Source organism: Streptomyces venezuelae (assembly GCF_008642335.1).
In the GTDB taxonomy this organism is placed as follows: domain Bacteria; phylum Actinomycetota; class Actinomycetes; order Streptomycetales; family Streptomycetaceae; genus Streptomyces; species Streptomyces venezuelae_F.
Genome location: NZ_CP029191.1, coordinates 4001758 through 4027702 on the forward strand (window position 1 = coordinate 4001758; position 25945 = coordinate 4027702).

Here is a 25945-nt window from a genome sequence, read left to right on the forward strand (position 1 = left end):
GCGGCTGGTTCACGATGTTTCACGTGGAACAGTCCGGGCCACATTTCCCCCATGACCGTCCGACCCGTGGTCAAGCGCACCGCACGTGCCGTCCTGCTGGACGGAGACGACCTGATCCTGATCAAGCGCACCAAGCCGGGCGTCGATCCGTACTGGATCACTCCGGGAGGCGGCGTGGAGGCGGAGGACGATTCCGTCGTCGACGCACTCCACCGTGAGGTCCATGAGGAGCTGGGCGCCAAGATCACCGATGTCGTGCCGTGCTTCGTCGACACCGTCGAGCACATCGGGGAGGACGGCGGCGCGACCGGCGTAAAGGTGCAGCACTTTTTCGTCTGCCGCCTGGAGTCCATGGACCTCGGTCAGCGGCACGGCCCGGAGGTCGAGGAGCCGTGCGGCGAGTATGAGGTCGTGCACGTGCCGTTCACCAGAGTCGGTATTGCCTCGGTCCATCTCGTACCGCTGTCCCTGCGGCACTACTTGGACGGCAACATCGAGGGCGTACGTGCGATGCACGCCCCCGATCTAGGCTGAGGTTTCCTAGTCCGACGCCACCAGTTCCTCCACCGCGTCGTGGCGGATCCTGCCCTCCGGAATGCCGATGTCCCGCAGCGCGTCGACACCGTTGCGGATCATGCCGGGCGGTCCAGAGAGGTACGCGTCGTACTCGTTCCACGGACCGTATTCGCGGACGGCGTCCGGCAGCTGTGCCCGTTGGTCGACGACCGGCCGGACGGCGAGCCAGGGGTGGGACCGCTGCAGGCGCAGCATCGTGTCGATGTCGTACAGGTCATGGTCGGTGCGTGCTCCGTAGAAGACCTCTACGGGGCGCCGCCTGCCGTGCTCGGCGACGTCCTCGACAAGAGCCTTGATGGGCGCGATGCCCGTACCGCCGCCCAGACAGAGCAGTCCGCTGTCGGTGGTGTGGTCGACGGTCATCGAACCGGTCGGCGGGCCGAGGCGCAGGATGTCGCCTGGGCGGGCGTGGTGCACCAGGGCGTTGGAGACCCAGCCGGCCGGCACGGCCTTGACGTGGAAGGAGAGCAGCCCGTCCGGGCGTGGGGCCGACGCGAAGGAGTAGTGCCGCCAGACCCGGGGCCACCAAGGGGTCTCCAGGCTCGTGTACTGCCCCGCGAGGAACGGGTACGGCTGGTCGGGCCGGACCGTGACGACAGCGATGTCAGGGGTCCTGAGATCGTGCGAGACGACTTCGGCGAACCACCAGGCGGGGGCGCGCATCTCGTCCTCGGCCGCCGCGTCGATCATGATCTGGGAGATCGTCGTGTACGTCCGGACCCAGGCGGCCTCGGTCTCCTCGTCCCAGGTCGCGCTCGCGTACCGGCTCAGCGAGCCGATCAGGCACTCGCCGACGGCCGGATAGTGCTCGGCCTGGGTGCCGTACTTCCGGTGTCCGCGCCCGAGATTCCTCAGATACGCGACGAGCACGTCGGTGTGGTCGATGTGCTCGGCCGCGGTCAGCAGCGCCTTGAGGATGCGGTCCCGTTGGGTGTCCATCGCCGCGGGGAACAGGGCTCGGAGGTCCGGGTGGCGGGTGAAGAGCAGCGCGTAGAAGTACGAGGTGACCTTGTCGGCGACGGGCTCTATCTCGGCCATCGTGCGCTGCACCAGGAGGGCGTCCGCTGAGGCCTTCTGCGCCGGTTTCGCCTGTCGGACGGATATCAGGGGCGCGGTGGACTGTGCCTGTGGGGGCGACGCCTGATGCTGGGGCGCTCGCGCGGCTTCCGTGGCTCGCGGGGCTTCCCTGGCTCCGAGGGCTTCCTTTGCTTGCGGAGCTTCGCGGGTTTCGGGGGCCTCCGGAGCTTCTCCGTCTTCCGGAGCTTCCTGGGTGGTCGGGGCGGTGGTTATTCGCCCGTCCTCCGGCCCCTTCGACGGCTTGCGCGGGGTGAACCAGCCGCCGCCGTCGCCGGGCGTGCCGTCATCGGCCGACGTGGTGGTCGGAGCGTCCATGTTGTGCCTCGCCTCGAACATCTCTCGGTCGGTCTGGGCACTCCCTGCCGGAAGCTGCCTGCTGTCCCCGTTCTGCGTCTGCCCCTTCTGGCCGCGCTCTTCCCGCTCTTCTGTCCCGGTGGCCGATATGGCCACATTGAACCCCGGCCCCCCGGGCCCTACGGACAAGTAGGTCGAGAATGTGACATTGACCGCAGTCCCCTCATCGCAGCATCCCATTCCCCGCCGCCGCGTCGGCCGCATAACAGGAAGTACCGGTTCTGGATCTCTATGCCCCGTTAGGCTTCATTCACCTGCGCGCCGCGCTCCGGAGTGTGGGGAGACGCACCCGGCGCGGACCTTGATCGACCATACCGGCAGCCGCCGAACGCACAAGCCCCTCTCCCTTCGTCCCCCGAATTCGAGGGCGCCGCCTGCCAATTGCCTCAATTACCGGTCTTGCCGGACCAATTCGTACGCCTTGCGGAGATCACGCCCGACATAGGAGTGGGTGGCCAGGCTCACCAGCCGTTGATCCGCATTGACCGCCACGGAAACCGGCACCGCTCCGAACAACTCCAGGTCGGAAAGCGAGTCGCCGTACGCGACACAGTCGCTCCGGCTCACCCCGAACTCTTCACAGAGACGGTCCGCGATCTTCACCTTGGCCGCGGCGTTGAGAATGCCCGTGGGATTCACGGGTTCGGTGAACGGCACGGCCGGGAAGAGCGACCCGTGCGCGGCATGCGCACCCCATCCGGCGAGCCTCTCCACGAAGAAGGACGGGGAGAGGGAGATGACCGCGCAGTAGTCACCGCCATCGCGGATCTCGGCCCAGGTCTCCTGGATGCCGTCGAGCCAGGGAGCGCCCTCGAAGGCCGCCGTCACATGGGCCTCCGTGAGCTCCGCCCACAGGGCGTGCACCCGTTCCGCATAATCGGGTGAGCCCAAGTGCCCTGCCACGAACTCGCGCTCCAGTTCGGCGATCTCGGCGTCCAGGCCGAGCTGACGCGATATCTCCACCGGAGCTGCCGTGCCGTGCAGCAGCGTCCCGTCCAGGTCGAAGAGGTGTAGGCGTGCCATGTAGGCCGAGGCTAGTGCCCTCGCTCGACCCTCGTCGTGGTGTTTCACGTGAAACGAGCAGCTGAACCGTGGCCGAAAGCTACGTGGTTCTGCCCACAAACGGCTGGACGCCGAGGATGTACGTCAGACAGCCTGGCCCGCGTGTCGACACCTTCCCTCTCCGCACCGCCCATCCGCCGACTGACCCCCCGCGATCTGCAGCTCTGCGCCGATCTGTCCGAGGACCGGGGCTGGCCGCGTGAAGAACACAAGTGGGGCCTGCTGCTGTCGGCCGGAACGGGCTACGGCATCGATGCCCCTGACGGCAACGGCCTCATGGGCACCTACGTAGTGACCCAATACGGCCCTCCCGGGCGCCCCGCTCTCGCGGCGATCGGCATGGTCCTCGTAGCCGAGCGGTATGCCCGACAGGGTGTCGGCCGCAGACTGATGCGGAACGCCGTCGAGGAGGCGGGCTCCACCCCGCTCACCCTCCACGCGACGCCGAACGGCCGTCCCCTCTACGAACAGCTCGGCTTCGAGGTGATCGGCCGGGCCGAGATGGTCATGGGGCACTTCACTCCGGCAGGAGACCCGGCGGACCTGCCGGATGTCGTCACCCGGCCGGCCACCGCGGAAGACCTGACGTCCATCCTGCGGCTCGACACCGAGGTCTTCGGCCACGACCGCATGCACGTGATCACCCGGCTCCCCGCCTTCACGGATCAGCTGCGGGTCGCGGAAGCCGGCGGCGAGATCATCGGATACGCGGGTGCCTGGCCCAACATGGCGACCCATGTCGTGGGCCCGCTCGTCGCACGGGACACCGAGACCGCGAAGGCCCTCATCGCCTCCCTCGGTGCCGGCACCGACCGGCCGCTCCGCACCGACATCGACGTACGGCATGCGGAGCTGCTGGCCTGGGTGAAGGGGCACGGCCTCGAATCCGTCGCCTTCAACGCCGTGATGGCGTACGGCGTGCCGGAGCTGCCCGGCGACTGGACCCGCCGTTTCGCGCCGCTGACCGTCGCGGCAGGTTGAGCCGAGCGCAGATCGCAGTCTTCGCACCACGGCCCCACGCAGAAGGCCCGCCCCCGGGTTCACCGGGAGCGGGCCTTCTTGTGCATCCGTTGGCGTACGCCCGTACGCGTACGCCTCGGACCTGCTACACGAGGGCCTCGACGGCCGCCGTCGCGAAGCCGTGGTCCTGCTCGGGCGCGCCGCCGCCGACACCGACCGCGCCGATCAGCCGACCGTCACGGTGGACCGGCACACCACCCGCGATGAAGAGCAGGGGGCGGTCGAGGGCGGTGGGCAGGGTGTGGAAGAGGCCGCCGGGCTGGACCGCGTCGACCAGGTCGGCGGTCGGAGCGTTCAGCTGGAGGGCGGTGTACGCCTTGCGGGTGCTGGTCTCACCGGAGATCAGGACGGCCCTGTCGTCGCGTCGGAAGGCGAGGAGGTGGCCGCCCGCGTCGAGGATGGTGACGCTGACCGTGACACCGGCCTCCTCGGCGGCGCGGCGGGCCGCGGTGACGAGGGCCTCGGCGTCCCCGATGGTCAGCGGGGCGACAGCGGTGGGGGTGGTGGTGCTCATGAGGGGGTTCTCCTTGCGAGGTAGTGCTTGGGGGTACCGAGGGGGGTTGTGGGGGCGGTTTCAGAGGTGTGGGGTCAGTGGTGGACGGGCGTCCGCTGCTCGACGGGTGCCGGGGCGGCCACGATCGGGACGGACGCTGTGGAACGACGCTCCAGAGCGGCCGAAACAAGGGCCAGGACGAGAGCGGAGGCGGCGAGCACCGCGCCGACCCAGTTGGGAGCGGTGTAGCCGAGGCCCACGGAGATGACGAGGCCGCCGAGCCAGGCCGAGAGCGCGTTGCCCAGGTTGAAGGCGCCGATGTTCACCGCGGAGGCGAGCGTCGGGGCACCCGAGGCGTAGTCCAGGACGCGCTTCTGCAGCGGCGGCACCGTCGCGAAACCCAGCGCTCCGATCAGCAGCACCGTCACAGCGGCCGTGACCTTGTTGTGCGCGGTGAGGGTGAACAGGGCGAGCACCAGGGCGAGGGAGCCGAGCGACACGTACAGCATCGGCATCAGCGCGCGGTCCGCGAACCGGCCCCCGACGAGGTTTCCGCCGACCATGCCGAGTCCGAAGAGAACGAGCAGCCAGGTGACGGAGGAGTCCGCGTAACCGGCGACGTCCGTCATCATCGGCGTGATGTAGGTGATGGCCGCGAAGACGCCGCCGAAGCCGAGCACCGTCATCGCCATGGCCAGCAGCACCTGTACGTTGCGGAAGGCCCCGATCTCGTCACGCAGCCGTACGCCTTCGGGCTTGGGCAGGTCCGGTACGAGCCGGGCGACGCCGAACAGGCCGAGCACGCCGAGGGCGGCGACGATGACGAAGGTGATCCGCCAGCCGATGGCCTGGCCCACGAACGTGCCGAGCGGAACGCCGACCACGTTGGCGACCGTCAGGCCGGAGAACATCATGGCGATCGCTCCGGCCTTCTTCTCGGGAGCCACCAGCTCAGCCGCCACGACCGAGCCGATGCCGAAGAAGGCACCGTGGGCCAGCGAGGCGACGACGCGGCCGGCCAGCATCACGCCGAAGACGGGAGCCACCGCGGAGAGCAGGTTGCCGACGATGAAGAGGCCCATGAGCAGCATCAGCATCCGCTTGCGCGGGATCCGGGTGCCGAGAGCGGTCATCAGGGGAGCGCCGAGCACGACGCCGAGGGCGTAGCCGGTCACGAGGAAGCCGGCCGTCGGGATGGAGACACCGAAGTCACCCGCGACCTCGGGAAGCAGCCCCATGATCACGAACTCGGTGGTTCCGATTCCGAAAGCCCCGATCGCGAGGGCCAGAAGCGCGAGAGGCATGGATCTACCTTCCAAACGATTGCAGGTGCGCTTAACGTGCGTCCACAATAGTTGCAGACGCGGGCAATATGCAACCGCTGGATATTGCATCGGTGGACTACCCTGGGTGCAGCCGCTCCGGACGGAGGACCAAGAGCCATGACAGCGACAGACCCCGCACTGACCGCGCTCTCTCAAAGCTGGTGCGCCCTTTCCCTGCTCCACGGGAAGATCGAGGCCCACGTGGAGCGCGCTTTGCAGGCCAAGCACGGCCTGAGCGTGCGGGAGTACAGCCTTCTCGACGTGCTCAACCGCCAGCACGACGGCGAGGGGGGCCACCTGCAGATGAAGCAGGTCGCCGATGCCGTGGTGCTGAGTCAGAGCGCGACCACGCGCCTGGTGACCCGGCTCGAGGAGCGCGGTCTGCTGGCCCGCTATCTGTGCCCCACGGACCGTCGGGGCATCTACACCGACGTCAGTGAGGCCGGTGCCGCGCTCCTCGCAGAGGCGCGTCCCACGAACGACGCGGCACTACGCGAGGCGCTCGACGAGGCTGCCCGGAATCCGGAGCTCGCACCGCTGGTCAACGCCGTCGAAACCCTGCGCGCGTAGGTCGCTCCCCTAGGGCCTGTGTCGGAAGTCAGGCCCTAGGCTGCGCGTCATGGGAGATCTTGAGATACGCCCCGCCACCGCCGCGGACCTGCCCGCCATCGTGGGCATGCTCGCCGATGATCCGTTGGGCGCGACACGTGAATCGCCGGACGACCTCACTCCGTACGTCACGGCCTTCGAGCGGCTGAACGACGACCCGAACCAGCATCTGGTCGTAGCCGAGCGCGAGGGCCGCGTCGTCGGCACGCTCCAGCTCACGATCGTTCCGGGGCTCTCCCGGAAGGGTGCCACCCGCTCGATCATCGAAGGGGTGCGCGTGCACGCCGACGAGCGCGGCAGCGGACTCGGCACCCGGTTCATCGAATGGGCCGTGGACGAATCCCGGCGCCAGAACTGCCAGTTGGTGCAGCTGACGTCCGATGTCACGCGCACCGACGCCCACCGCTTCTACGAACGGCTCGGGTTCCAGGCGTCGCATGTCGGGTTCAAGTTGCCTCTCTGAGGCGGTACTCAGCCGCAGCAGCCGCGCGACCGGGCCTGTTTCACGTGAAACAGGCCCGGCTCCCCGAGCACATCGCGACGGAGCAGAACTAGAAGCCGCGCCACCCCTGCGGATCCACCCCGCCGGGGATCGGCGCCCCCTCGTCGTACGGCTTGCGGGTGAAGACGAACGACCCCAGGTCGAGATGGCTCACCGAACCGTCGGACCGCCGCACGGCCTGCAACAGCTCCCCCGCGTAATACCCGTTGAGCCCCGTCCAGGTGCCGTCACCATTGGGCCGGAACCGGGCCTGACGCCCCCACCCGGACAACGGCCCCAGCTCCACACCGCCGTCGGCCGTCAGGCGCAGCACGAGCACCTGAGTGCCCCAGTACCAAGGGCCCGCCAGCTCCAGCACCTTCGGGTCGACATCGGGCAGCGGCCGCCACGGTTCGGGAATCCGGGGCTCGGCCTCGGAAACGATCTTCACCAGGTCGATGGCCAACGCCGCCACCGGCGGCCCCGACGTGCAGTTGGCGAGCGCGACGGCGGCCACGCCATCCGCCTCGCTCACCCACAGGGCGGCCAGGAAGCCCGGCAGCGACCCGCCGTGCCCCGCCAGGCTGCCCTTGTCCCACCGCAGCAGGTCCACTCCCAGCCCGTACGCCCTGTCCCACTCACCCGTCGGCAGCGGCGCCGCCGGAGTCCGCATCTCCCGTACGGAATCCGCGCCGAGGACCCGGTCGTCGCCCGTGACCAGGAAGTGCCCGAACCGCACCAGGTCGGCCGTCGTGGACCACAACTGCCCGGCGGGCGCCATCAGGCCCAGGTCCTCGGCGGGCTCCGGCATCATCACGTCCGCCCACGGGTGCACGGCCCACCCGCCTGCGTGCGGGGCCTGCGGCTGCGCACTGGTACGGGTCAACCCCAGCGGTTCGAGCACCTCGCGGCGCAGCACGTCCTCCCACGGGGCGCCCCGCAACGCCTCGACCAGTGAGCCCAGCAGCGTATAGCCGGGGTTGGAGTAGTGGTGGAGCCTGCCGACGGGGTGCTTGAAGGGCTCCTCCCCGAGGACGTCCGCGAGCTCCGGGCGGGTCGTTCCCGGGGTGCGCTCCCACCACTCTCCGGGGGTCTCGGCGGCAAGCCCGCCGGTGTGCGCGAGGAGTTCGGCGATGGTGGCCTCTCCCGCTCCGGTGCCCGGCAGGTGCTTCTCCAGCGGGTCGTTCAGGTCCAGCACGCCCTCGTCGCGCAGCCGCATCACCAGTACGGCGGTGAAGGTCTTGGTGATCGAACCGATGCGGTACTGGACGTTCTCGTCCGGCTCGTGCCCGTCCGTCATGCTGCGGCCGCCGGCCCACACCAGCTCGCCGTCCCGGGCCACCGCGGCCACCAGCGAGGGGGACCGGCCCTCCGTCTGAGCAGTGGCGAGGCGGTGCAGCAGGGCTCGGCGGGTGGAGGGGAGCAGCTCTTCACGGGGTGTCGTCATGGGACCAGTTCACCTGGGAGGCGCCCGTGCGTCGAGCGAATTCGGCGCCTGTCAGGACTACCGGGCCTGTCAGCACTCCCAAGGCTGCGAGCCGGCGAAGCGCCGCGTGATGATGTTGATCCTGTTGAGCATGTTGGCCACGCCGATGGCGAGGACGAGTGCCGCCAGCTCCCGCTCGGTGAAGTGCCGCGCGGCCTCGTCCCAGATCGCCGCCGGCACCGGATCGGGGCGGTCGGCGAGCCGCGTGGCGGCCTCCGCCAGGGCCAAGGCCGAGCGTTCCGCGTCCGTGAAGCAGGACAGGCTCCGCCAGGCGGCCACCGATGAACACTGCACGTCCGTGGCGCCCGCCGCGGCGGCACTGCGCGCGTTTCCCTCGACGCAGACGCTGCTTCCGTTGATCTGACTCACGCGCAGCTGCACCAGCTCGATCGTCGCCTGGGACAGTCCCTGCTTCCTGGAGACCTGGGACAGGCTCAGCAAGGCCGTCATGGCCTCAGGGATGATCAGGGCGGGGTTCTGCATACGAGCCTGCATGAGTTTTCTCCTCAAGCGTCTGCCCGGCGCCGCTGTTGGCCGCAGAGGCGTCGTTGTGGTCCGTCATTGCACCGACGAATCGCGACGCGGAGATGTGAGCGGCCGCGGCGACCAGAGGCCGGCGGCCGTCCCGTCGCGCAGGTGCTGCTCGTAGATGGTGACCTTGCCGTGGATGACTTCCAGGCAGGCGTTCAGGTCGTCGATCTTCGCGCGTACATCGCGCTCGTGCTCCTGGAGCAGCGCCAGGCGTTCCTCCTCGTTGCCGGGTCCTGAGCGTACGAGCGCCGCGAACTTCTTGATCGTGGCGATCGGCATGCCCGACAGACGCAGCCGCCCGCACAGCAGGAGCCAGTCCACATCCGCCTGTTCGTAGACCCGCTGTCCTCCGCCGGTCCGCGGGATGTCGCGGAGGAAGAGCCCTTCCCGCTCGAAGAAGCGCAGGGCGTGCACGCTCAGGCCGGTCGTCTCGGCGACCTTGCCTATGGACAGGCCGCCCCCGCTACCGCTGTTCTCCACGGGCACAGCGCCCGGATTCTCGCTCATGAGGCGACCGTACGCCGCGCGTCAGGCGGCTCTTGACCTAGCGCACGCTCTAGGTTTTAGCGTCGAGAGCATGATCAACAAACAGCGGAAGCTCGGCACGGGCTTCGGTGCCCACAGCACGGCCGACGACGTTCTCGCGGGCATGGATCTGGCGGGCACCACGGCTCTCGTGACCGGCGGCTACTCGGGCCTCGGGCTCGCCACGACCCGCGCCCTCGTCCACGCGGGCGCGCACGTCGTCGTCCCCGCCCGGCGCCCGGAGACCGCCGAAGACGCCCTGCGCGATCTGCCCCGGACCGAGGTGCACACCCTCGACCTCGCGGACCTGGACAGCGTCCGCGTCTTCTCCGAACACTTCCTCGACACCGGCCGGCCGCTCGACATCCTCATCAACGGCGCGGGCGTGATGGCCTGCCCCGAGACACGCGTCGGCCCCGGCTGGGAGGCGCACTTCGCCATCAACCACCTCGGACACTTCGCGCTGGCCCACCGCCTGCGCCCCGCCTTCGCACCGGACGGCGCACGCGTCGTCACCGTCGCCTCCTCCGGACACTTCCTCTCCGACATCCGCTGGACCGACCCGCACTTCGACGCCGGCTACGACCGCTGGCTGGCCTACGCCCAGTCCAAGACCGCGAACGCCCTCTTCTCCCTGCACCTGAACCGCCTCGGTGCCGACCACGACCTGCGCGCCTTCGCCGTGCACCCCGGCAGCATCCTCACTCCGCTGCAGCGCCACATCCCGCGCGAGGAGTGGCTCGCACAGGGCTGGGTGACTCCGGACGGGACGCCCGCCGTCGGCTTCAAGAGCCCCGAGCAGGGCGCTGCGACGGCCGTGTGGGCGGCGACCTCACCGCTGCTGGAGAGCCGGGGAGGGGTGTACTGCCAGGACTGCGACATCGCCGAACCGGCCACCACCGACGACATGCTGATCGGCGGCGTAAAGCCCTGGGCCGTGGACCCCGAGGCGGCGGCGCGGCTCTGGGATCTGTCCTGCGAACTCACCGGGCTCAGCGCGTTCTGAACCCGCCCCTCCCCGAAGGCCGAGCGGTGGGCATCAGGCGACCTCCCAGGCCGCCTCGATCATCCGGAAGATCTCGTCCACGGCGGCCTGCGGGTCGGCTGCATCACGGGACAGGGTGTACGCGTCGACCACGAACCGCGCGATCGTGCGGCACGCCGTCGTGGTCCGGGTCAGCTCGGGATCGGCGGCGATGGCGGCCGCCAGGGCCTCCGCGTGGCGCAGCCGCATCGACTCCTCGTACTCCCGCAGGGCACGGGTCTCGTCGATCATGCGGTAGACCGCGGCGGTGCCGTCCGCGGTGCAGTGCCGGACCATCGCGTGGATCTCATGGCGCAGCGCGGGGATGAGCGGCTCGTGCGGTGCCCTTCCGGTGACCGCCTGCGTGAGGCGCTGCTCGAAGTGGTCGTCCTGCTCGAACACCAGGGCCTCTTTGGAGGCGAAGTGGGAGAAGAGCGTGGTGACGGCGACGTCGGCCTCGGCTGCCACGTCCCGGATGCCCACCGTGTCGTACCCGCGCTCCAGGAAGAGCCGCATGGCAGTGTCGGCGATCTTCTGGCGGGTCGCGGCCTTCTTGCGTTCACGGCGCCCGGTCGGCGCGCTCGGGCCGGACGGCGCGGCTGATCCGGTGGGCGTCGGCGGGATGGTCATGGCGCTGACGCTATCAAAACCAAAGGTGTAACAGTTCCAAAAAACTAACGGTTAGTGTTACGTTCGGCGCCATGAAGAGAGTGAGCTTTGCCGAGTACGGCGGCCCTGATGTCCTGCAGCTCACCGAGGCCGAGGAGCCCCACGCGGGCCCGGGCCAGATACGTATCGCCGTACGCGCGGCGGGCGTGAACCCCGTGGACTGGCGGATCCGCGAAGGCCAGTTCCGTCAGACCGAACAGTTCCGGCAGACCCACGTGTCCGAGCTGCCCTCCGGGACCGGGCAGGACGCCGCCGGACTGGTGGACGAAATCGGCCCGGACGTCACCACGGTCGCGGTCGGCGACCGCGTGTTCGGGCGCGGTTCGAGCACGTACGCAGAGTTCGCCGTGCTGTCGGCCTGGGCCCGGATGCCCGAGAACCTGACCTTCGAAGAAGCGGCCGGGTACCCCTCCGTGGTGGAGACCGCGCTGCGGATCATCGGCCTGTCCGGTGTGCAGCCGGGACAGACGCTGCTGGTCAGCGGCGCGTCCGGGGGCGTCGGGTCAGCGGTGCTGCAGATCGCCCGCGACCGCGGCATCACGGCGATCGGCACGGCCGGTGCCGCCAACCAGGACTACCTGCGCGGCTTGGGCGCGCTCGCCACGACCTACGGAGAGGGCTGGGTCGACCGGGTCCGACAGCTCGGACACGTCGACGCCGCGCTCGATCTGGCCGGCTCGGGCGTGATCCCCGACCTCGTCGAACTGACCGGCGACCCCCAGAAGGTGATCTCCATCGCCGATCTGACCGCACCGGAACACGGCGTCCGGTTCGCCGGCGTGACCGGGAACGTGCCGCAGGCCCTCGCCGAGGCCGCCGACCTCATCGCGCGGGGCCGACTCCACATCCCGGTCGCGAAGACGTACCAGCTCACCGAAGCGGCCGCGGCCCAGGCGGACAGCCAGGCCGGACACACACGCGGACGCCGCGTCATCGTCATCTGATCCGGCCTGTCAGGACAGGCCGGTCAGGTCTGTGCCATGTCCACGAAGCGCGAGTAATGGCCCTGGAAGGCAACGGTGATCGTCGCCGTGGGGCCGTTACGGTGCTTGCCGACGATGATGTCCGCCTCGCCCGCGCGCGGCGACTCCTTCTCGTACGCGTCCTCGCGGTGCAGCAGGATCACCATGTCCGCGTCCTGCTCGATCGAGCCGGACTCACGCAGGTCGGAGACCATGGGCTTCTTGTCGGTGCGCTGCTCGGGGCCACGGTTCAGCTGCGAGAGGGCGATGACCGGCAGCTCCAGCTCCTTGGCGAGGAGCTTCAGGTTTCGCGACATGTCCGAGACTTCCTGCTGGCGGCTCTCGGACCGCTTGGATCCGCCCGACTGCATCAGCTGGAGATAGTCGATGACGACGAGTTTCAGGTCGTTCCGCTGCTTGAGGCGGCGGCACTTGGCGCGGATCTCCATCATCGACAGGTTCGGGGAGTCGTCGATGTAGAGCGGGGCGGCCGAGACGTCCGGCATGCGCCGGGCGAGGCGCGTCCAGTCCTCGTCGGTCATCGTGCCGGAGCGCATGTGGTGCAGAGCCACGCGCGCCTCGGCGGAGAGCAGACGCATGGCGATCTCGTTGCGCCCCATTTCGAGCGAGAAGATCACGCTCGGCATGTTGTGCTTGATCGAACAGGCTCGCGCGAAGTCGAGGGCCAGCGTCGACTTACCCATGGCGGGACGGGCCGCGATGATGATCATCTGGCCTGGGTGCAGGCCGTTGGTGAGCTGGTCGAGGTCGGTGAACCCGGTCGGCACGCCGGTCATCTCGCCCGACCGCGAGCCGATCGCCTCGATCTCGTCGAGGGCACCCTCCATGATGTCGCCGAGCGGCAGGTAGTCCTCGGTGGTGCGCTGCTCGGTGACGGCGTAGATCTCGGCCTGGGCGCTGTTGACGATCTCGTCGACGTCGCCGTCGGCCGCGTATCCCATCTGGGTGATCTTCGTGCCGGCCTCGACGAGGCGGCGCAGCACCGCCCGCTCGTGGACGATCTCCGCGTAGTACTCCGCGTTCGCCGCCGTCGGCACCGTCTGCACCAGCGTGTGCAGATACGACGCGCCACCGACCTTGGTGATCTCACCCCGCTTGGTGAGCTCGGCCGCCACGGTGATCGGGTCGGCCGGCTCGCCCTTCGCGTAGAGGTCGAGGATCGAGGCGTAGATCGTCTCGTGCGCGGGCCGGTAGAAGTCGTGGCCCTTGAGGACCTCGACGACGTCGGCGATCGCGTCCTTCGAGAGCAGCATGCCGCCGAGCACGGACTGCTCCGCGTCGAGGTCCTGCGGGGGAACCCGCTCGAACGACGATCCCCCGCCGTCCCAGCCGCCCTCACGGCCACGATCGTGCTGTTCGTCGCGGCCCCGGCCGCCACCGCCGTCGCGGCGCTGGCGGGAGACGGGCAGACGGTCACTGGGACCGCTGTCGGCCCAGGGGTCGTCCAAAGGCTCGGAGATACTCACCGGGCCACCTCCTCCCGTCCGCCGCGCGGACCTCGCCGTGCCCCTCTTTCGTACGGCACGACACTGACAAATAAGCGGGCCCAACTCCGGTTCTGACGCGTCGGTTTTCCGGGGTTTCCGAGGTCGTACGACGAGGCGGGCGCCGGACCACGGTAGGCCTGTGGGCACCGTCAGCCAATCTGGTTATCCACAGGCGGTGTGGATGACGGGCCCGATGCTGTGGAGAACTCCGCCAAACCTGTGCACGGCCCGGTGGACAGGCCTGTGAACAAGCCCTCAGCCCGTTCTGGAAACGGCGCCTGACCTGGGCCTTTCCCGTCCACCGGCTGTGCAGAAGAAAAACTTTCCCAGTCGGACCAAGATCGCCGCAAACGGCACGTGACGGCGCGCCCGACAGGCGTGCAAGTAAGGGTCCCAATGCCATTGCATCTCTTACCTGTGGAAGATTAGATTGGTGTGCATGACACAGGCTCCCGCGGCACCCAAGGCCGCACGGCGAAGGCATGATCGAGAGATCATCGCGCTCGCCGTCCCCGCGTTCGGCGCGCTCGTGGCCGAGCCCCTTTTCGTGCTCGCCGACAGCGCCATCGTCGGGCACCTGGGCACCGCCCAACTGGCCGGCCTCGGCGTCGCCTCGGCGCTCCTCACCACCGCGGTGAGCATCTTCGTCTTCCTCGCGTACGCCACCACGGCCGCCGTCGCCCGTCGGGTCGGCGCCGGGGACCTCCAATCCGCCATCCGGCAGGGCATGGACGGCATCTGGCTCGCGCTGCTCCTCGGCGCGGCCGTCATCGCGGTCGTCCTGCCCACCGCCCCCGCTCTCGTCGACCTCTTCGGCGCATCCGACACCGCGGCCCCGTACGCCGTCACGTATCTGCGCATCTCCTCGCTCGGCATCCCCGCCATGCTCGTCGTGCTCGCCGCGACCGGTGTACTGCGCGGGCTGCAGGACACCAGGACCCCGCTGTACGTCGCCATCGGCGGCTTCGTAGCGAACGGCGTCCTCAACGTCGGCCTGGTCTACGGCGCGGACCTCGGCATCGCCGGCTCCGCCTGGGGCACCGTCATCGCCCAGTGCGGCATGGCCGCCGTGTACCTCTACGTCGTCGTACGCGGCGCCAAGCGCCACGGTGCCTCCCTGCGACCCGACGCCGCCGGGATCCGGGCCTGTGCACAAGCCGGTGCACCGCTGCTCGTCCGTACGCTCTCGCTGCGCGCCATCCTGATGATCGCGACCGGCGTCGCCGCCCGCCTCGGCGACTCCGACGTGGCCGCCCACCAGATCGTGCTGTCCCTGTGGAGTTTGCTGGCCTTCGCGCTCGACGCCATCGCCATTGCCGGACAGGCGATCATCGGACGCTACCTGGGCGCCGACGATCCTGACGGCGCCCGCGCCGTCTGTCGGCGCATGGTCCAGTGGGGCATCGCGTCGGGGGTCGTCCTCGGCCTGCTGGTCGTCCTCGCGCGGCCTGTCTTCATCCCGCTCTTCACCGGCGACGGCGACGTCCAGGACGCGGCCCTGCCCGCCCTCGTCGTCATCGCGCTCGCCCAGCCCATCTGCGGCATCGTCTTCGTCCTGGACGGCGTCCTGATGGGAGCGGGCGACGGCCCGTACCTCGCCTGGGCAATGATCGTCACGCTGGCCGTCTTCACCCCCGTCGCACTGCTCGTACCGACCTTCGGCGGTGGCCTGACCGCGCTGTGGGGAGCGATGACGCTGATGATGGCGGTCCGGATGCTGACCCTGTGGCTGCGCTCCCGCTCCGGCCACTGGCTGGTCACGGGCGCCACGCGCTGAGGCGGCGGGAGCCGCAGGCCGAGACGCCGAAAGCGGCGGGCGGGGCCACGCTCTGTTTCACGTGAAACAGAGCCGAGCACCTTGCACGAAGCACGTTGGGCCGCACCCCAAAGGGTGCGGCCCAACGATTGCTTCAGCTCTGCCAAGCGCAGTGCTTAGGCGGAGACGACCTCGACGTTGACCTTCGCGGCAACCTCGGGGTGCAGACGCACGGACGTCGCGTGGGCGCCCAGGGTCTTGATCGGCGCGCCCAGCTCGACACGGCGCTTGTCGACCTTCGGTCCACCGGCAGCCTCGATCGCCGAAGCGATGTCGGCCGGGGTGACGGAACCGAAGAGACGACCGGCGTCGCCGGAGCGGACGGCCAGGCGGACCTTGACGCCCTCGAGCTGGGCCTTGATCTCGTTGGCCTGCTCGATGGTCGCGATCTCGTGGATCTTGCGAGCACGACGGATCTGCTCGACGTCCTTCTCGCCACCCTTGGTCCAGCGGATCGCGAAGTTCCGCGGGATCAGGTAGTTGCGGGCGTAGCCGTCCTTGACGTCTACGACCTCGCCGGCGGCGCCGAGGCCGGAGACCTCGTGGGTGAGGATGATCTTCATTAGTCGGTCACCCTTCCCTTATCGCGCGGTGGACGTGTAGGGCAGCAGCGCCATCTCACGGCTGTTCTTCACGGCCGTGGCGACGTCACGCTGGTGCTGCGTGCAGTTGCCGGTCACGCGGCGGGCACGGATCTTGCCGCGGTCGGAAATGAACTTCCGCAGCATGTTCGTGTCCTTGTAGTCCACGTACGTGACCTTGTCCTTGCAGAAAGCGCAGACCTTCTTCTTAGGCTTGCGCACAGGCGGCTTCGCCATGGTGTTTCTCCTGTGTGATCAAGAAGTGGGGTTACGGCCCACCCTCGGCCCGGAGGCCGGAAAGCCGTGAGGCTTAGAAGGGGGGCTCGTCCGAGTAGCCGCCACCGGAGCCGCCGGAGCTTCCGCCCCAGCCGCCACCGCCGCCGCCCTGCTGCTGGCCGCCGCCGGCCGGCGCACCGGTCGCCCAGGGGTCGTCGGCGGGAGCACCGCCGCCACCCTGCTGCTGACCGCCGCCGGAGCCACCGCCCCAGCCGCCGCCCTGCTGGCCGCCGCCACCGCCGCCGTAACCGCCCTGGCCGCCTCGACCGGTGGTCTTGGTGACCTTGGCCGTGGCGTTCTTCAGGCTGGCGCCGACTTCCTCGACGTCCAGCTCGTAGACCGTGCGCTTGATGCCCTCACGGTCCTCGTAGGACCGCTGCTTCAGCCGGCCCTGCACGATGACGCGCATGCCTCGCTGGAGCGACTCCGCGACGTTCTCCGCCGCCTGACGCCAGACCGAGCAGGTGAGGAAGAGGCTCTCGCCGTCCTTCCACTCGTTCGTCTGACGGTCGAAGGTGCGGGGGGTGGACGCGACACGGAACTTCGCGACCGCCGCACCGGAGGGGGTGAAGCGCAGCTCGGGGTCGTCGACAAGATTGCCGACGACCGTGATGACGGTCTCGCCTGCCATGGGGGAACCTCTCGGCGGGTTTGCTGCTGGCTGCTTGTTGCTGCTACTCGATTCCCGGGGTGCTGCTGAGCTGGAAGGCTCAGTGCATCTCGGGACGGAGGACCTTGGTCCGGAGGACCGACTCGTTCAGGTTCATCTGTCGGTCGAGCTCCTTGACGACCGCAGGCTCGGCCTGCAGGTCGATGACCGAGTAGATGCCCTCGGGCTTCTTCTTGATCTCGTAGGACAGACGACGACGGCCCCAGGTGTCGACCTTCTCGACCTTTCCGTTGCCCTCACGGACGACGGAGAGGAAGTTCTCGATCAGCGGGGAGACAGCGCGCTCCTCGAGATCGGGGTCGAGGATGACCATCACTTCGTAGTGACGCATGTGGAACCCACCTCCTTTGGACTCAGCGGCCACGGTCGTTCCGTGGCAGGAGGGTCGTGATGCGTACGCAACGGTATCGGCCGCCACTGACAATCGACTCCCGCGAGCGGGGGTTCATGTCGTGGCCAGGGCAGACACCGGTGCAGACGGTACAGAGTACCCGCACCGAGGCTTCCGGTTGAAATCCGGCGGGGGACGGGCAGAATCTGTACACATCGGGTGTCTATGGCGCTACGATGCGCCGCCTTCCGCAGGAGGTGCCTCTCATGGCACAGGTAATGCGACCGAACACCGACACTTCCCTCTTCGCCACGGACGGCAAGGCCCATCCGCTCCAGGACGCGCTCGTCGGCGTGACCCTGGTGCTCGGGGTGATCGCCTTCGTGACGGCGATGTTCCACAACCTCCACCTGATCAGCTCGTGGACGGGCCTGGTCGGGATCGCCACGGGCGCGTACGGCCAGTTCATCTCGGTGACGACGCGTGAACGCTTCGGCCTGATCCTGGGGCTCGGAGCCGCCGCGGTCGGCTTCTTCCTGGGCATGGCTCACGGCGGTCTCTTCGGCGGCGTCGTCGGCTGACGCCCTCGCGGCGCACCCCGGTCGCACACGCGGCCGGGGCCTTAGTTCCGTACGCCCAGACGGGTCGCTCGGCAGGGCGCAGTAGGCTTCGGCGCGAGAGCCGGAGCCCCTGTACCCATGGGGACACACCAGCCCGAGGAGCGCCCCGAATGAGTCTGACCCTGAGGACCATCAGTCGCGAGCAGCATCTGGCGTATATCCAGACACTGCCGTCGGCGAGTCATTGCCAGGTCCCGGCATGGGCTGACGTGAAGAGCGAATGGCGCTCGGAGAACCTGGGTTGGTTCGACGACAGGACCGGTCACCTGGTCGGCGTTGGCCTGGTGCTCTACCGACAGCTGCCCAAGCTCAAGCGTTATCTCGCGTACCTCCCCGAGGGCCCGGTCATCAACTGGTACGCCCCGAACCTCGACGAGTGGCTGCAGCCGATGCTGGCGCATCTGAAGCAGCAGGGCGCCTTCTCCGTGAAGATGGGTCCGCCGGTCGTGATCCGTCGCTGGGACGCTCCGGCGATCAAGGCGGGCATCCAGAACCCCGACGTGAAGCGGCTGCGGGACACCGAGGCCACGCACATCGAGCCGCGTGCCTTCGAGGTCTCCGACCGGCTGCGCCGGATGGGCTGGCAGCAGGGCGAGGACGGCGGCGCCGGCTTCGGTGACGTCCAGCCCCGCTTCGTCTTCCAGGTGCCGCTGGCCAACCGCTCCCTGGACGAGGTCCAGAAGGGCTTCAACCAGCTGTGGCGGCGCAACATCAAGAAGGCCGAGAAGGCGGGCGTGGAGGTCGTCCAGGGCGGCTACCACGACCTTCCCGAGTGGCAGCGTCTCTACGAGATCACCGCGGTGCGCGACAAGTTCCGCCCGCGGCCGCTCGGCTACTTCCAGCAGATGTGGCAGGCCCTCAACTCCGAGGACCCGAACCGCATGCGGCTGTACTTCGCGCGGCACAACGGCGTGAACCTGTCGGCCGCCACGATGCTCGTCGTCGGCGGGCACGTCTGGTACTCCTACGGCGCCTCGGACAACATCGGGCGCGAGGTCAGGCCCTCGAACGCGATGCAGTGGCGGATGCTCCGCGACGCGTACGCGATGGGTGCCACCGTCTATGACCTGCGCGGCATCTCCGACTCCCTGGACGAGACCGACCACCTCTTCGGCCTGATCCAGTTCAAGGTCGGCACCGGTGGCGAGGCCGCCGAGTACATCGGCGAGTGGGACTTCCCGCTCAACAAGCTGCTGCACAAGGCGCTGGACATCTACATGTCGCGCCGCTGATCCCGCACAATTTCCTTCCACAACTCTGATACACCGCAGACACGAAAGGTTCCGGGATCCAGCCATGGCGCTCACGCTCTATGTCGACACCGCGCGCTGGCGGGCACACCAGAAGCACATGCTGGAGCAGTTCCCGGGCATCGTCCCGGTCTGCAAGGGCAACGGCTACGGCTTCGGTCATGAGCGCCTCGCCGAAGAAGCCACGCGCTTCGGCTCCGACGTGCTCGCCGTGGGCACCACCTATGAGGCCGCGCGGATCAAGGACTGGTTCAGCGGCGACCTGCTGGTCCTGACCCCGTTCCGGCGGGGCGAGGAGCCGGTTCCGCTGCCCGACCGCGTCATCCGTTCCGTGTCGTCGATCGACGGCGTGCACGGCCTCGTGGGCGCCCGCGTCGTCATCGAGGTCATGTCCTCGATGAAGCGCCACGGCGTCAGCGAGCAGGAGCTTCCGCAGCTGCACGCCGCCATCGAGGACGTACGCCTCGAAGGCTTCGCGATCCACCTGCCGCTGGACCGCACCGACGGCTCCGACGCCGTCGAGGAGGTCATCGGCTGGATGGACCGCCTGCGCGCGGCCCGCCTGCCGCTGCACACGATGTTCGTCAGCCACCTCAAGGCGGGTGAACTGGCGCGCCTGCAGCAGCAGTTCCCGCAGACGCGGTTCCGTGCCCGCATCGGCACGAACCTCTGGCTCGGCGATCACGAGGCCACCGAGTACCGCGGTGCCGTCCTGGACGTCACCGCCGTCGCCAAGGGCGACCGCTTCGGCTATCGCCAGCAGAAGGCCGCGTCCGACGGCTGGCTGGTCGTCGTGGCGGGCGGCACCTCGCACGGTGTGGGCCTGGAGGCCCCGAAGGCGCTGCACGGCATGATGCCGCGGGCCAAGGGCGTGGCGCGGGCGGGTCTCGCGACCGTCAACCGCAACCTGTCGCCGTTCGTCTGGGCGGGCAAGCAGCGCTGGTTCGCGGAGCCGCCGCACATGCAGGTCTCGATCCTCTTCGTGCCCTCGGACGCGCCGGAGCCGAAGGTCGGCGAGGAGCTGGTGGCGCATCTGCGGCACACCACCACGCAGTTCGACCGGATCATCGACCGCTGAGGCGGATCGATCCAGCGCGGAAGGGCCGGTACGAGGACGCTTCGTACCGGCCCTTCCGCGTGTGCGCACACTCCTCAGCGCGGCATGTCGGCCGCTGATCCCCACTTCACGGCGGGGCCCTCCACGGTGTGCAGGGCGGCCCGGGGCCGATTCCCCGCGGTGCCCAGCACGAAGACGTCCCGCGAGCCGTCCAGGACGCCCCCTGAGGGGTCGTCATCCCCGGCCAGCCGCACCACGTCCCGCTCGGGCAGCAGAATGTCGCGCACCACCACGGCGCACAGATACAGCGTGCCCAGGAGGTGCACGACGATGGCGAGCTGGTACCCCTCGGTCGGGAGCCCCTTGTGGGCGTCTCCGCTCGTCGTGTACGCCAGGTAGAGCCAGATCCCGAGGAAGTACGCGACCTCGCACGCCTGCCAGATCAGGAAGTCGCGCCAGCGCGGCCGGGCGAGAGCGGCGAGAGGGATCAGCCACAGGACGTACTGCGGCGAGTAGACCTTGTTGGTCAGGATGAAGGCCGCGACCACCAGGAAGGCCAGCTGTACGAAGCGCGGACGTCGTGGCGCGGTGAGCCCCAGGGCGCCGACGCCCATGCAGGCGAGCAGCATCAGCGCGGTGGCCAGGGTGTTGGCCGTGTCGGTGCTCAACGGCGAGTCCATCCGCTGGGAGAGGATCAGCCAGAAGGACCCGAAGTCGACGCCGCGTTCCTGGCTGAACGTGTAGAACTTCGACCATCCGTCGTTCGCGAGCAGCATCACCGGCAGGTTCACGACCAGCCAGGCGCCCACCGTGCCCAGCAGCGCGGTGCCGAACGCCCGCCATCTGCCCGCGCGCCAGCACAGGATCAGCAGCGGCCCCAGGATGAGCACCGGATACAGCTTGGCGGCCGTGGCGAGCCCGAGGAGCACACCGAAGGCGACAGGGCGCGAGCGTGACCACATCAGCATCGCGGCGGCCGTGAGGGCCACGGCGAGCAGGTCCCAGTTGATGGTGGCGGTCAGCGCGAAGGCCGGCGCGAGGGCGACGAGGAGGCCGTCCCAGGGGCGGCGCCGGTGGGTGCGGGCGACGCACACGGCGATGACCGCGGTGCAGGCCATCAGTATCCCGGCGTTGACCATCCAGTAGATCTTCTCCTGGTGCTGGATGGATCCGCTGCCGGGCGTCACCCAGGACGCCATCTCCATGAACACGCCGGTGAGCACCGGGTACTCGAGGTACTCCATGTCGCCGGGCAGCCGGTCGAAGTACGGCACCAGACCGTCGGCGAAGCCGCGTCCCTGATAGAGGTGCGGGATGTCGGAGTAGCACGCGTGCGTGTACTGCGAGCTGGCACCGAAGAACCAGGCGCCGTTGTAGCACGGCATCTTCTGGATCATCCCGAGCGCGAACATGCCGAGCGCGACGAGGGCGATGGTGCGCACGGGGGTCCACCAGGACGCCGCGAACAGCACTCTCCGGCCGACCGGGCCGCCCACCAGCTCGCTGCCGGACCGGGCGACCTCGTCCTCTCTCGTGGGACGTACCGGCTCCTGCTCCTGCGGGCTCACAGGCTCGTACGCGCTCGTGCGCGGCGTCTCTGCGCTGGGGTCTGCACTGGGCATGCCCGCCATCCTGCCGTACGCGACTGGGAACGCGGAGAGGGCCGCCGCACCCACCGGTGCGACGACCCTCGTTTCACGTGAAACATCTGCGGGGGAGCGCCCCCGGCGGCCCGCCGGGACGTCCCGGCGACCTCGGATCAGTCCGAAGGTCCGCCGAAGATGCCGCCCCCTCCGTTGCCATTGCCATTGCTGCCGTTGGGGCCACCACCGCCGACCGGGTCCTCCGTCGGCGGCGGAGACTCCCCGCCGGGCCCGCCGTCGACACCGCCGTCGGCTCCGCCGTTCTCCTGACCGCCGTTGTGCTTGCAGTCCCAGTCGAACGGGTCACAGGACTCCTCGGGATCGGGCGACTCCGACGGCGGCTTCGTGGGCTCGGTCTCCGTGGGCGTCGGAGACTTGGTCTCCTCCGGCTCCTCGGTCTTCGTCGGGGTCGGCGGCGGAGGCGGAGTCTCGCCGACGACCTTGCCGATGGGGCCGGGCACGGGGAAGTTCACGACGGGCTTGCCCTTGAGCGCCTGCTCCATGTAGTCCTGCCAGATCTGCGCGGGGAACGAGGCGCCGTGGATCTTCTCCTCGCCACCCGTGCCGAACATCTCCAGGAACTTGCGCTTCTTGTTGGTCTCGTCGTCGTCGAGCCGGTACATGCTGACCGCCGTCGACAGCTGCGGCGTGTAGCCGACGAACCAGGCGGACTTGTTGCCGTCGGTCGTACCGGTCTTGCCGGCGACCTGGCGGCCGGCGAGCTTGGCGGAGGTACCGGTGCCCTTCTCCACGACGGTCCGCAGCACATCGGTCACGTTGTCGGCGACCTCGGGGCTGAAGGCCTGCTTGGTCTGCTTCTCGTGCCGGTAGACCGTGTCGCCCTCGTGCTCGACCTCCTTGACCGAGTACGGCTCGTTCTGCTTGCCGCTCGCCGCGAAGGTGGAGTACGCACCGGCCATCCGGATCGCGCTCGGCGACGAGGTGCCGAGGGAGAAGGACGGGTAGGTGGCACCGGCCATGGAGCTGTCGTCCTTGAGGCCGGCGTCCATGGCGGCCTCCTTCACCTTGTCCAGGCCGACGTCCATGCCGAGCTGTACATAGGCCGAGTTGACCGACTCCCGCATCGCCTCACGCAGGTCGATCTGGAAGGTGGGACGGTTGTAGGACTGGTTGCCGTCGTTCTTCTGGTTCCACTGATTGCCGTCGCGGTCCGTCCAGATCTGGCCGTTGTACTTCTGGATCTTCAGCTCGTTCTTGCCGCTGTAGAGGCTCTTCGGGTTGACGATGGTGCGCTCGGACTCGCTCTGCTCCTCCGGCCCGTCCGGGTCGCGCACGCCGTACTTGAACGCGGCGGCCAGCACGAACGGCTTGTACGTCGAACCGACCTGGGCACCGGTCTGGTCGGCGTTGTTGGTGAAGTGCTTGGTCGCGTCCTCACCGCCGTAGATGGCCTTGATCGCGCCGTCCTTCGGGTCCACCGAGGCCCCGCCGAACTGAACGTGCGTGTCCTTCTCCGGCCGCACCTTCGGCTTGATCTTCTCCTTGCGGACCTTGTTCACCGCGTTCTCGAGCTCGTTGACCTTCTTCCTCTCGAAGGTCGTGTGGATCTCGTAGCCGCCCCGCTGGAGCTGCTCGGCGGTGATGTTGGTGTTCCTGATGACGTACGCCTTGGCCAGGTCCACGAGGTAGCCGGTCTGACCTGCCAAGTCCATGTTCGACCGCGGGTTCTGGAGCTTCGGGAACTTGGTGTACTTGGCGCGCTGCTCGCTCGTCAGGCGGCCGTCCTTGACCTCCTCGTCGAGGATCCACGCCCAGCGCTTCTTGGCACGCGCGGTGTTGTCCTGCTTGTTGGCCGCGGGATCGATCTCGGGGTAGCCGGCCGGGTCGTAGTACGTGGCGCCCTTCAGCACGGTCGCCAGGAGCGCGCACTGGCTCGGGTCCAGCTCGCTGGCTTCCTTGTTGAAGTACGCCCGGGCCGCCGCCTGGATGCCGTAGGCCCCGCGCCCGTAATAAGCGGTATTGAGGTAACCGGCCATGATGTCCTCCTTGGACACCGTCCGGCCGACCTTTATCGAGATGAAGAGCTCTTTGAACTTCCTCGTGAACGTCTGCGACTGATCGCCGAGCCGCGCGTTCTTCACGTACTGCTGGGTGATCGTGGAGCCACCCTGCGTCTGCCCGCCCTTGGCCATGTTGACCAGAGCACGGGTGATGCCCATCGGGTCGACGCCCTTGTCGTCCTCGAACGTCTTGTTCTCCGCCGACATGACGGCGAAGCGCATCTCCTTGGGGATGTCGTCGTAGTCGATGATCTGGCGGTTGCGCTCACCACCGGTCGCGACCATCTGCTTGCCGTCGGCCCAGTAATAGACGTTGTTCTGGGCCTTGGCCGCCTTGTCGACCTCCGGCACCTCCACCAGGGCGTACGAGATGCCGGCGACCGCCATCAGACCGCCGAAGAAGCCGAGGAACACACCGGTGACCAGACGCCACGAGGGCACCCAGCGGCGCGCGCCGAACTTGCCCGCTCGCGGGTAGTCGATGAACCGCTTCTTACGGGGAGGCTCCGCGCCTCGGCCCCTGCCACGGCCGGGACCGGACGATCCGCCGGACCCGCCACCGCCACGACGACCGCCACCGCCGCCCGCACGCCCACCGCCGTCGGGCGCCCTGCGGCGTCCGCCGCCCGCGCCGACCGAACCGCTGCGCTGTGCGGCGCGCCGGGCCTCGGCCCTGCCGCCAGGGGGGCGGCCCCCGTCGTCGGGCGCCCCGGAACCGGGCCCCGGTCCTCCATAGGAGGCAGAGGGTGATCCTGTGTCGCCCCGCGGTGCCGCGCGTCGACCGGACGGCGCCCCTGGGGTGCCGCGCCTGGCCGCGGCGCGTCCGCCGCCCTGCGGCTGCGGCGGTTTGCGACGGTGCTCGCTCATCGAACGATTACTCCTCGGGCAGGCGCAGCTGTCCACGCCTGGAAACGGCGGCTGGTTTCCGGTCCCCCCGAAGTGCGGAAGCGCCCGTTCCTGAACGCGCCCGCACTACACCGAGGACCACGACGCTCCCTGACGTCACTTGGTTCCCGGCGGCATGCATGGCGCACAGACTACGCACCGTCAAAACCCTCTTAGAGCCGAAGTTCACCCCAAATCAGGCAAGTTACTTCCTACGAATCGGTGATGTGACGCCGTTCACCGTGCCCCCTCTTGTCTCAACCGGATCGCCGTTCTATCGTCTCGATGTATCGAGTCGATACATCAGCTCGGCATAAAGGCCGTACTGAGGGACCGTGGGAGACGGGAGGCGAAGATGAGCAGGCGCTCCGGCATCCTGGAATTCGCCGTCCTCGGTCTGCTCCGCGAATCCCCGATGCACGGCTATGAGCTGCGCAAACGACTCAATACATCGCTGGGAGTTTTCCGGGCCTTCAGCTACGGGACGCTCTACCCGTGCCTCAAGACGCTGGTCGCCAACGGCTGGTTGATCGAGGAGTCGGGCAGCACCCCCGAAGACGCCCTGGCGGCTCCGCTCGCGGGACGTCGCGCCAAGATCGTCTATCGATTGACGGCGGAAGGTAAGGAGCACTTCGAGGATCTGCTCTCGCAGACCGGCCCCGACGCGTACGAGGACGAGCACTTCGCCGCCCGCTTCGCCTTCTTCGGGCAGACCTCGCGAGATGTCCGGATGCGGGTGCTCGAGGGCCGCCGCAGCCGCCTCGAAGAGCGCCTGGAGAAGATGCGCGCCTCCCTGGCCCGTACCCGGGAGCGCCTGGACGACTACACGCTTGAGCTGCAGCGGCACGGCATGGAGTCCGTGGAGCGCGAAGTGCGCTGGCTGAACGAGCTCATCGAGAGCGAGCGAGCGGGGCGGGACCAGCAACGGTCCGCCCCCGGCAGCTCCGCTCAGCAGAACAGCACATCTGGGGAGTCGGCGGGCCTGCCCCGGCGGCGGGAGAACGACCCGCCGCCGGATCCGTCCGATGACCCCGCCAAATGAGACCCAGCGTTCCGCCGGGTCTCATCCGGAATACCGAGATCACACAGGGAG

At 68.8% G+C, this 25945-nt stretch carries 26 protein-coding genes; 11 read left to right on the top strand and 15 right to left on the bottom strand.

The genetic code is table 11. The features are described 5' to 3' along the window. The first annotated feature begins 51 nt into the window (after window positions 1-51). Window positions 52-534, top strand: a complete 483-nt coding sequence (locus DEJ49_RS18000) for an NUDIX domain-containing protein (RefSeq protein WP_150169858.1) — start codon at window positions 52-54, stop codon at window positions 532-534. A 6-nt stretch (window positions 535-540) separates the two neighbouring features. Here the strand turns inward: DEJ49_RS18000 and DEJ49_RS18005 are convergent, their stop codons facing one another. Both DEJ49_RS18005 and DEJ49_RS18010 read right to left on the bottom strand, forming a co-directional pair. After that, entirely contained in the window at window positions 541-1968 is a 1428-nt protein-coding gene (locus DEJ49_RS18005; RefSeq protein WP_223832884.1) for a globin domain-containing protein, read from the bottom strand. A 429-nt stretch (window positions 1969-2397) separates the two neighbouring features. After that, window positions 2398-3030: an HAD family hydrolase gene (locus tag DEJ49_RS18010; RefSeq protein ID WP_150185066.1), complete on the bottom strand. Its 633-nt coding sequence runs from the start codon at window positions 3028-3030 to the stop codon at window positions 2398-2400. Window positions 3031-3171: 141 nt separating this feature from the next. Here DEJ49_RS18010 and DEJ49_RS18015 point away from each other — a divergent pair, with 141 nt between their 5' ends. Continuing rightward, window positions 3172-4050, top strand: a complete 879-nt coding sequence (locus tag DEJ49_RS18015) for a GNAT family N-acetyltransferase (RefSeq protein ID WP_150185067.1) — start codon at window positions 3172-3174, stop codon at window positions 4048-4050. Window positions 4051-4174: 124 nt separating this feature from the next. Here the strand turns inward: DEJ49_RS18015 and DEJ49_RS18020 are convergent, their stop codons facing one another. Next, window positions 4175-4603, bottom strand: a complete 429-nt coding sequence (locus tag DEJ49_RS18020) for a GlcG/HbpS family heme-binding protein (RefSeq protein ID WP_150185068.1) — start codon at window positions 4601-4603, stop codon at window positions 4175-4177. A 74-nt stretch (window positions 4604-4677) separates the two neighbouring features. Beyond that, window positions 4678-5886 (bottom strand): MFS transporter, encoded by a 1209-nt coding sequence (locus DEJ49_RS18025; protein WP_150185069.1) that lies wholly within the window; start codon window positions 5884-5886, stop codon window positions 4678-4680. 138 nt (window positions 5887-6024) lie between these two features. Here DEJ49_RS18025 and DEJ49_RS18030 point away from each other — a divergent pair, with 138 nt between their 5' ends. Further along, the gene (locus DEJ49_RS18030) at window positions 6025-6477 is read left to right on the top strand and encodes a MarR family winged helix-turn-helix transcriptional regulator (protein WP_150185070.1); all 453 of its coding nucleotides are present in this window, start codon (window positions 6025-6027) and stop codon (window positions 6475-6477) included. 49 nt (window positions 6478-6526) lie between these two features. After that, window positions 6527-6979 carry a GNAT family N-acetyltransferase gene (locus DEJ49_RS18035; protein ID WP_150185071.1) on the top strand — a complete coding sequence of 151 codons (453 nt, stop codon included), beginning with the start codon at window positions 6527-6529 and terminating at the stop codon, window positions 6977-6979. Window positions 6980-7067: 88 nt separating this feature from the next. On the opposite strand, the gene DEJ49_RS18040 is transcribed toward DEJ49_RS18035, so the two are convergent. The 3 genes from DEJ49_RS18040 to DEJ49_RS18050 form a co-directional block, all read right to left on the bottom strand. Further along, the gene (locus tag DEJ49_RS18040; RefSeq protein WP_150185072.1) at window positions 7068-8444 is read right to left on the bottom strand and encodes a serine hydrolase domain-containing protein; all 1377 of its coding nucleotides are present in this window, start codon (window positions 8442-8444) and stop codon (window positions 7068-7070) included. Window positions 8445-8513: 69 nt separating this feature from the next. Next, window positions 8514-8978 carry a carboxymuconolactone decarboxylase family protein gene (locus DEJ49_RS18045; RefSeq protein WP_150185073.1) on the bottom strand — a complete coding sequence of 155 codons (465 nt, stop codon included), beginning with the start codon at window positions 8976-8978 and terminating at the stop codon, window positions 8514-8516. Window positions 8979-9041: 63 nt separating this feature from the next. Beyond that, on the bottom strand, window positions 9042-9521 hold the full coding sequence (locus DEJ49_RS18050; RefSeq protein ID WP_150185074.1) for a MerR family transcriptional regulator: 480 nt from the start codon (window positions 9519-9521) through the stop codon (window positions 9042-9044). A gap of 70 nt (window positions 9522-9591) precedes the next feature. Between DEJ49_RS18050 and DEJ49_RS18055 the strand changes: the two genes are divergently transcribed. Then, on the top strand, window positions 9592-10545 hold the full coding sequence (locus tag DEJ49_RS18055; RefSeq protein ID WP_150185075.1) for an SDR family NAD(P)-dependent oxidoreductase: 954 nt from the start codon (window positions 9592-9594) through the stop codon (window positions 10543-10545). Window positions 10546-10578: 33 nt separating this feature from the next. On the opposite strand, the gene DEJ49_RS18060 is transcribed toward DEJ49_RS18055, so the two are convergent. After that, a complete protein-coding gene (locus DEJ49_RS18060; protein WP_150185076.1) occupies window positions 10579-11193 on the bottom strand; it encodes a TetR/AcrR family transcriptional regulator in 615 nt (204 codons plus the stop codon). Between the two features lie 71 nt (window positions 11194-11264). On the opposite strand from DEJ49_RS18060, the gene DEJ49_RS18065 reads away from it, so the two are divergent. Beyond that, window positions 11265-12176 carry an NADP-dependent oxidoreductase gene (locus tag DEJ49_RS18065; protein ID WP_150185077.1) on the top strand — a complete coding sequence of 304 codons (912 nt, stop codon included), beginning with the start codon at window positions 11265-11267 and terminating at the stop codon, window positions 12174-12176. Between the two features lie 23 nt (window positions 12177-12199). Here DEJ49_RS18065 and dnaB read toward each other — a convergent pair whose 3' ends face one another. Further along, a complete protein-coding gene (dnaB, locus tag DEJ49_RS18070) occupies window positions 12200-13681 on the bottom strand; it encodes a replicative DNA helicase (RefSeq protein WP_150185078.1) in 1482 nt (493 codons plus the stop codon). Between the two features lie 460 nt (window positions 13682-14141). Between dnaB and DEJ49_RS18075 the strand changes: the two genes are divergently transcribed. Beyond that, window positions 14142-15479 carry an MATE family efflux transporter gene (locus DEJ49_RS18075; RefSeq protein ID WP_150185079.1) on the top strand — a complete coding sequence of 446 codons (1338 nt, stop codon included), beginning with the start codon at window positions 14142-14144 and terminating at the stop codon, window positions 15477-15479. 155 nt (window positions 15480-15634) lie between these two features. Here DEJ49_RS18075 and rplI read toward each other — a convergent pair whose 3' ends face one another. The 4 genes from rplI to rpsF all read right to left on the bottom strand — a co-directional run bounded on the left by rplI (window position 15635) and on the right by rpsF (window position 17376). Further along, window positions 15635-16081: a 50S ribosomal protein L9 gene (gene rplI / locus DEJ49_RS18080; RefSeq protein ID WP_150185080.1), complete on the bottom strand. Its 447-nt coding sequence runs from the start codon at window positions 16079-16081 to the stop codon at window positions 15635-15637. Window positions 16082-16099: 18 nt separating this feature from the next. Further along, window positions 16100-16336, bottom strand: a complete 237-nt coding sequence (rpsR, locus tag DEJ49_RS18085) for a 30S ribosomal protein S18 (protein ID WP_003949403.1) — start codon at window positions 16334-16336, stop codon at window positions 16100-16102. A 73-nt stretch (window positions 16337-16409) separates the two neighbouring features. Then, window positions 16410-17006, bottom strand: coding sequence for a single-stranded DNA-binding protein (locus DEJ49_RS18090; RefSeq protein ID WP_150169892.1), 597 nt, complete (start codon window positions 17004-17006; stop codon window positions 16410-16412). A 79-nt stretch (window positions 17007-17085) separates the two neighbouring features. Continuing rightward, the gene (gene rpsF, locus DEJ49_RS18095) at window positions 17086-17376 is read right to left on the bottom strand and encodes a 30S ribosomal protein S6 (RefSeq protein ID WP_016644628.1); all 291 of its coding nucleotides are present in this window, start codon (window positions 17374-17376) and stop codon (window positions 17086-17088) included. A gap of 266 nt (window positions 17377-17642) precedes the next feature. Here rpsF and DEJ49_RS18100 point away from each other — a divergent pair, with 266 nt between their 5' ends. From DEJ49_RS18100 to DEJ49_RS18110, 3 genes are all read left to right on the top strand, one after another. Beyond that, window positions 17643-17957 (top strand): hypothetical protein, encoded by a 315-nt coding sequence (locus DEJ49_RS18100; protein ID WP_150185081.1) that lies wholly within the window; start codon window positions 17643-17645, stop codon window positions 17955-17957. Between the two features lie 149 nt (window positions 17958-18106). After that, window positions 18107-19228: a lipid II:glycine glycyltransferase FemX gene (locus DEJ49_RS18105; protein ID WP_150185082.1), complete on the top strand. Its 1122-nt coding sequence runs from the start codon at window positions 18107-18109 to the stop codon at window positions 19226-19228. 64 nt (window positions 19229-19292) lie between these two features. Then, window positions 19293-20324: an alanine racemase gene (locus DEJ49_RS18110; RefSeq protein ID WP_150185083.1), complete on the top strand. Its 1032-nt coding sequence runs from the start codon at window positions 19293-19295 to the stop codon at window positions 20322-20324. Window positions 20325-20398: 74 nt separating this feature from the next. Here the strand turns inward: DEJ49_RS18110 and DEJ49_RS18115 are convergent, their stop codons facing one another. Both DEJ49_RS18115 and DEJ49_RS18120 read right to left on the bottom strand, forming a co-directional pair. Next, window positions 20399-21934, bottom strand: a complete 1536-nt coding sequence (locus DEJ49_RS18115) for a glycosyltransferase family 87 protein (RefSeq protein WP_190329381.1) — start codon at window positions 21932-21934, stop codon at window positions 20399-20401. A 128-nt stretch (window positions 21935-22062) separates the two neighbouring features. Next, window positions 22063-24834: a transglycosylase domain-containing protein gene (locus tag DEJ49_RS18120; protein ID WP_150185085.1), complete on the bottom strand. Its 2772-nt coding sequence runs from the start codon at window positions 24832-24834 to the stop codon at window positions 22063-22065. A 373-nt stretch (window positions 24835-25207) separates the two neighbouring features. Between DEJ49_RS18120 and DEJ49_RS18125 the strand changes: the two genes are divergently transcribed. Further along, window positions 25208-25894 (top strand): PadR family transcriptional regulator, encoded by a 687-nt coding sequence (locus DEJ49_RS18125; RefSeq protein ID WP_150185086.1) that lies wholly within the window; start codon window positions 25208-25210, stop codon window positions 25892-25894. Window positions 25895-25945: the final 51 nt, after the last annotated feature.

Excerpts from the sequence above, each read along its gene's own strand:
- DEJ49_RS18000 (WP_150169858.1), top strand. The coding sequence starts at position 52 with ATGACCGTCCGACCCGTGGTCAAGCGCACCGCACGTGCCGTCCTGCTG.
- DEJ49_RS18005 (WP_223832884.1), bottom strand. The coding sequence starts at position 1,968 with ATGGACGCTCCGACCACCACGTCGGCCGATGACGGCACGCCCGGCGAC.
- DEJ49_RS18010 (WP_150185066.1), bottom strand. The coding sequence starts at position 3,030 with ATGGCACGCCTACACCTCTTCGACCTGGACGGGACGCTGCTGCACGGC.
- DEJ49_RS18020 (WP_150185068.1), bottom strand. The coding sequence starts at position 4,603 with ATGAGCACCACCACCCCCACCGCTGTCGCCCCGCTGACCATCGGGGAC.
- DEJ49_RS18025 (WP_150185069.1), bottom strand. The coding sequence starts at position 5,886 with ATGCCTCTCGCGCTTCTGGCCCTCGCGATCGGGGCTTTCGGAATCGGA.
- DEJ49_RS18030 (WP_150185070.1), top strand. The coding sequence starts at position 6,025 with ATGACAGCGACAGACCCCGCACTGACCGCGCTCTCTCAAAGCTGGTGC.
- DEJ49_RS18035 (WP_150185071.1), top strand. The coding sequence starts at position 6,527 with ATGGGAGATCTTGAGATACGCCCCGCCACCGCCGCGGACCTGCCCGCC.
- DEJ49_RS18040 (WP_150185072.1), bottom strand. The coding sequence starts at position 8,444 with ATGACGACACCCCGTGAAGAGCTGCTCCCCTCCACCCGCCGAGCCCTG.
- DEJ49_RS18045 (WP_150185073.1), bottom strand. The coding sequence starts at position 8,978 with ATGCAGGCTCGTATGCAGAACCCCGCCCTGATCATCCCTGAGGCCATG.
- DEJ49_RS18050 (WP_150185074.1), bottom strand. The coding sequence starts at position 9,521 with ATGAGCGAGAATCCGGGCGCTGTGCCCGTGGAGAACAGCGGTAGCGGG.
- DEJ49_RS18055 (WP_150185075.1), top strand. The coding sequence starts at position 9,592 with ATGATCAACAAACAGCGGAAGCTCGGCACGGGCTTCGGTGCCCACAGC.
- DEJ49_RS18060 (WP_150185076.1), bottom strand. The coding sequence starts at position 11,193 with ATGACCATCCCGCCGACGCCCACCGGATCAGCCGCGCCGTCCGGCCCG.
- DEJ49_RS18065 (WP_150185077.1), top strand. The coding sequence starts at position 11,265 with ATGAAGAGAGTGAGCTTTGCCGAGTACGGCGGCCCTGATGTCCTGCAG.
- DEJ49_RS18075 (WP_150185079.1), top strand. The coding sequence starts at position 14,142 with ATGACACAGGCTCCCGCGGCACCCAAGGCCGCACGGCGAAGGCATGAT.
- rplI (WP_150185080.1), bottom strand. The coding sequence starts at position 16,081 with ATGAAGATCATCCTCACCCACGAGGTCTCCGGCCTCGGCGCCGCCGGC.
- rpsR (WP_003949403.1), bottom strand. The coding sequence starts at position 16,336 with ATGGCGAAGCCGCCTGTGCGCAAGCCTAAGAAGAAGGTCTGCGCTTTC.
- DEJ49_RS18090 (WP_150169892.1), bottom strand. The coding sequence starts at position 17,006 with ATGGCAGGCGAGACCGTCATCACGGTCGTCGGCAATCTTGTCGACGAC.
- rpsF (WP_016644628.1), bottom strand. The coding sequence starts at position 17,376 with ATGCGTCACTACGAAGTGATGGTCATCCTCGACCCCGATCTCGAGGAG.
- DEJ49_RS18100 (WP_150185081.1), top strand. The coding sequence starts at position 17,643 with ATGGCACAGGTAATGCGACCGAACACCGACACTTCCCTCTTCGCCACG.
- DEJ49_RS18105 (WP_150185082.1), top strand. The coding sequence starts at position 18,107 with ATGAGTCTGACCCTGAGGACCATCAGTCGCGAGCAGCATCTGGCGTAT.
- DEJ49_RS18110 (WP_150185083.1), top strand. The coding sequence starts at position 19,293 with ATGGCGCTCACGCTCTATGTCGACACCGCGCGCTGGCGGGCACACCAG.
- DEJ49_RS18115 (WP_190329381.1), bottom strand. The coding sequence starts at position 21,934 with ATGGCGGGCATGCCCAGTGCAGACCCCAGCGCAGAGACGCCGCGCACG.
- DEJ49_RS18120 (WP_150185085.1), bottom strand. The coding sequence starts at position 24,834 with ATGAGCGAGCACCGTCGCAAACCGCCGCAGCCGCAGGGCGGCGGACGC.
- DEJ49_RS18125 (WP_150185086.1), top strand. The coding sequence starts at position 25,208 with ATGAGCAGGCGCTCCGGCATCCTGGAATTCGCCGTCCTCGGTCTGCTC.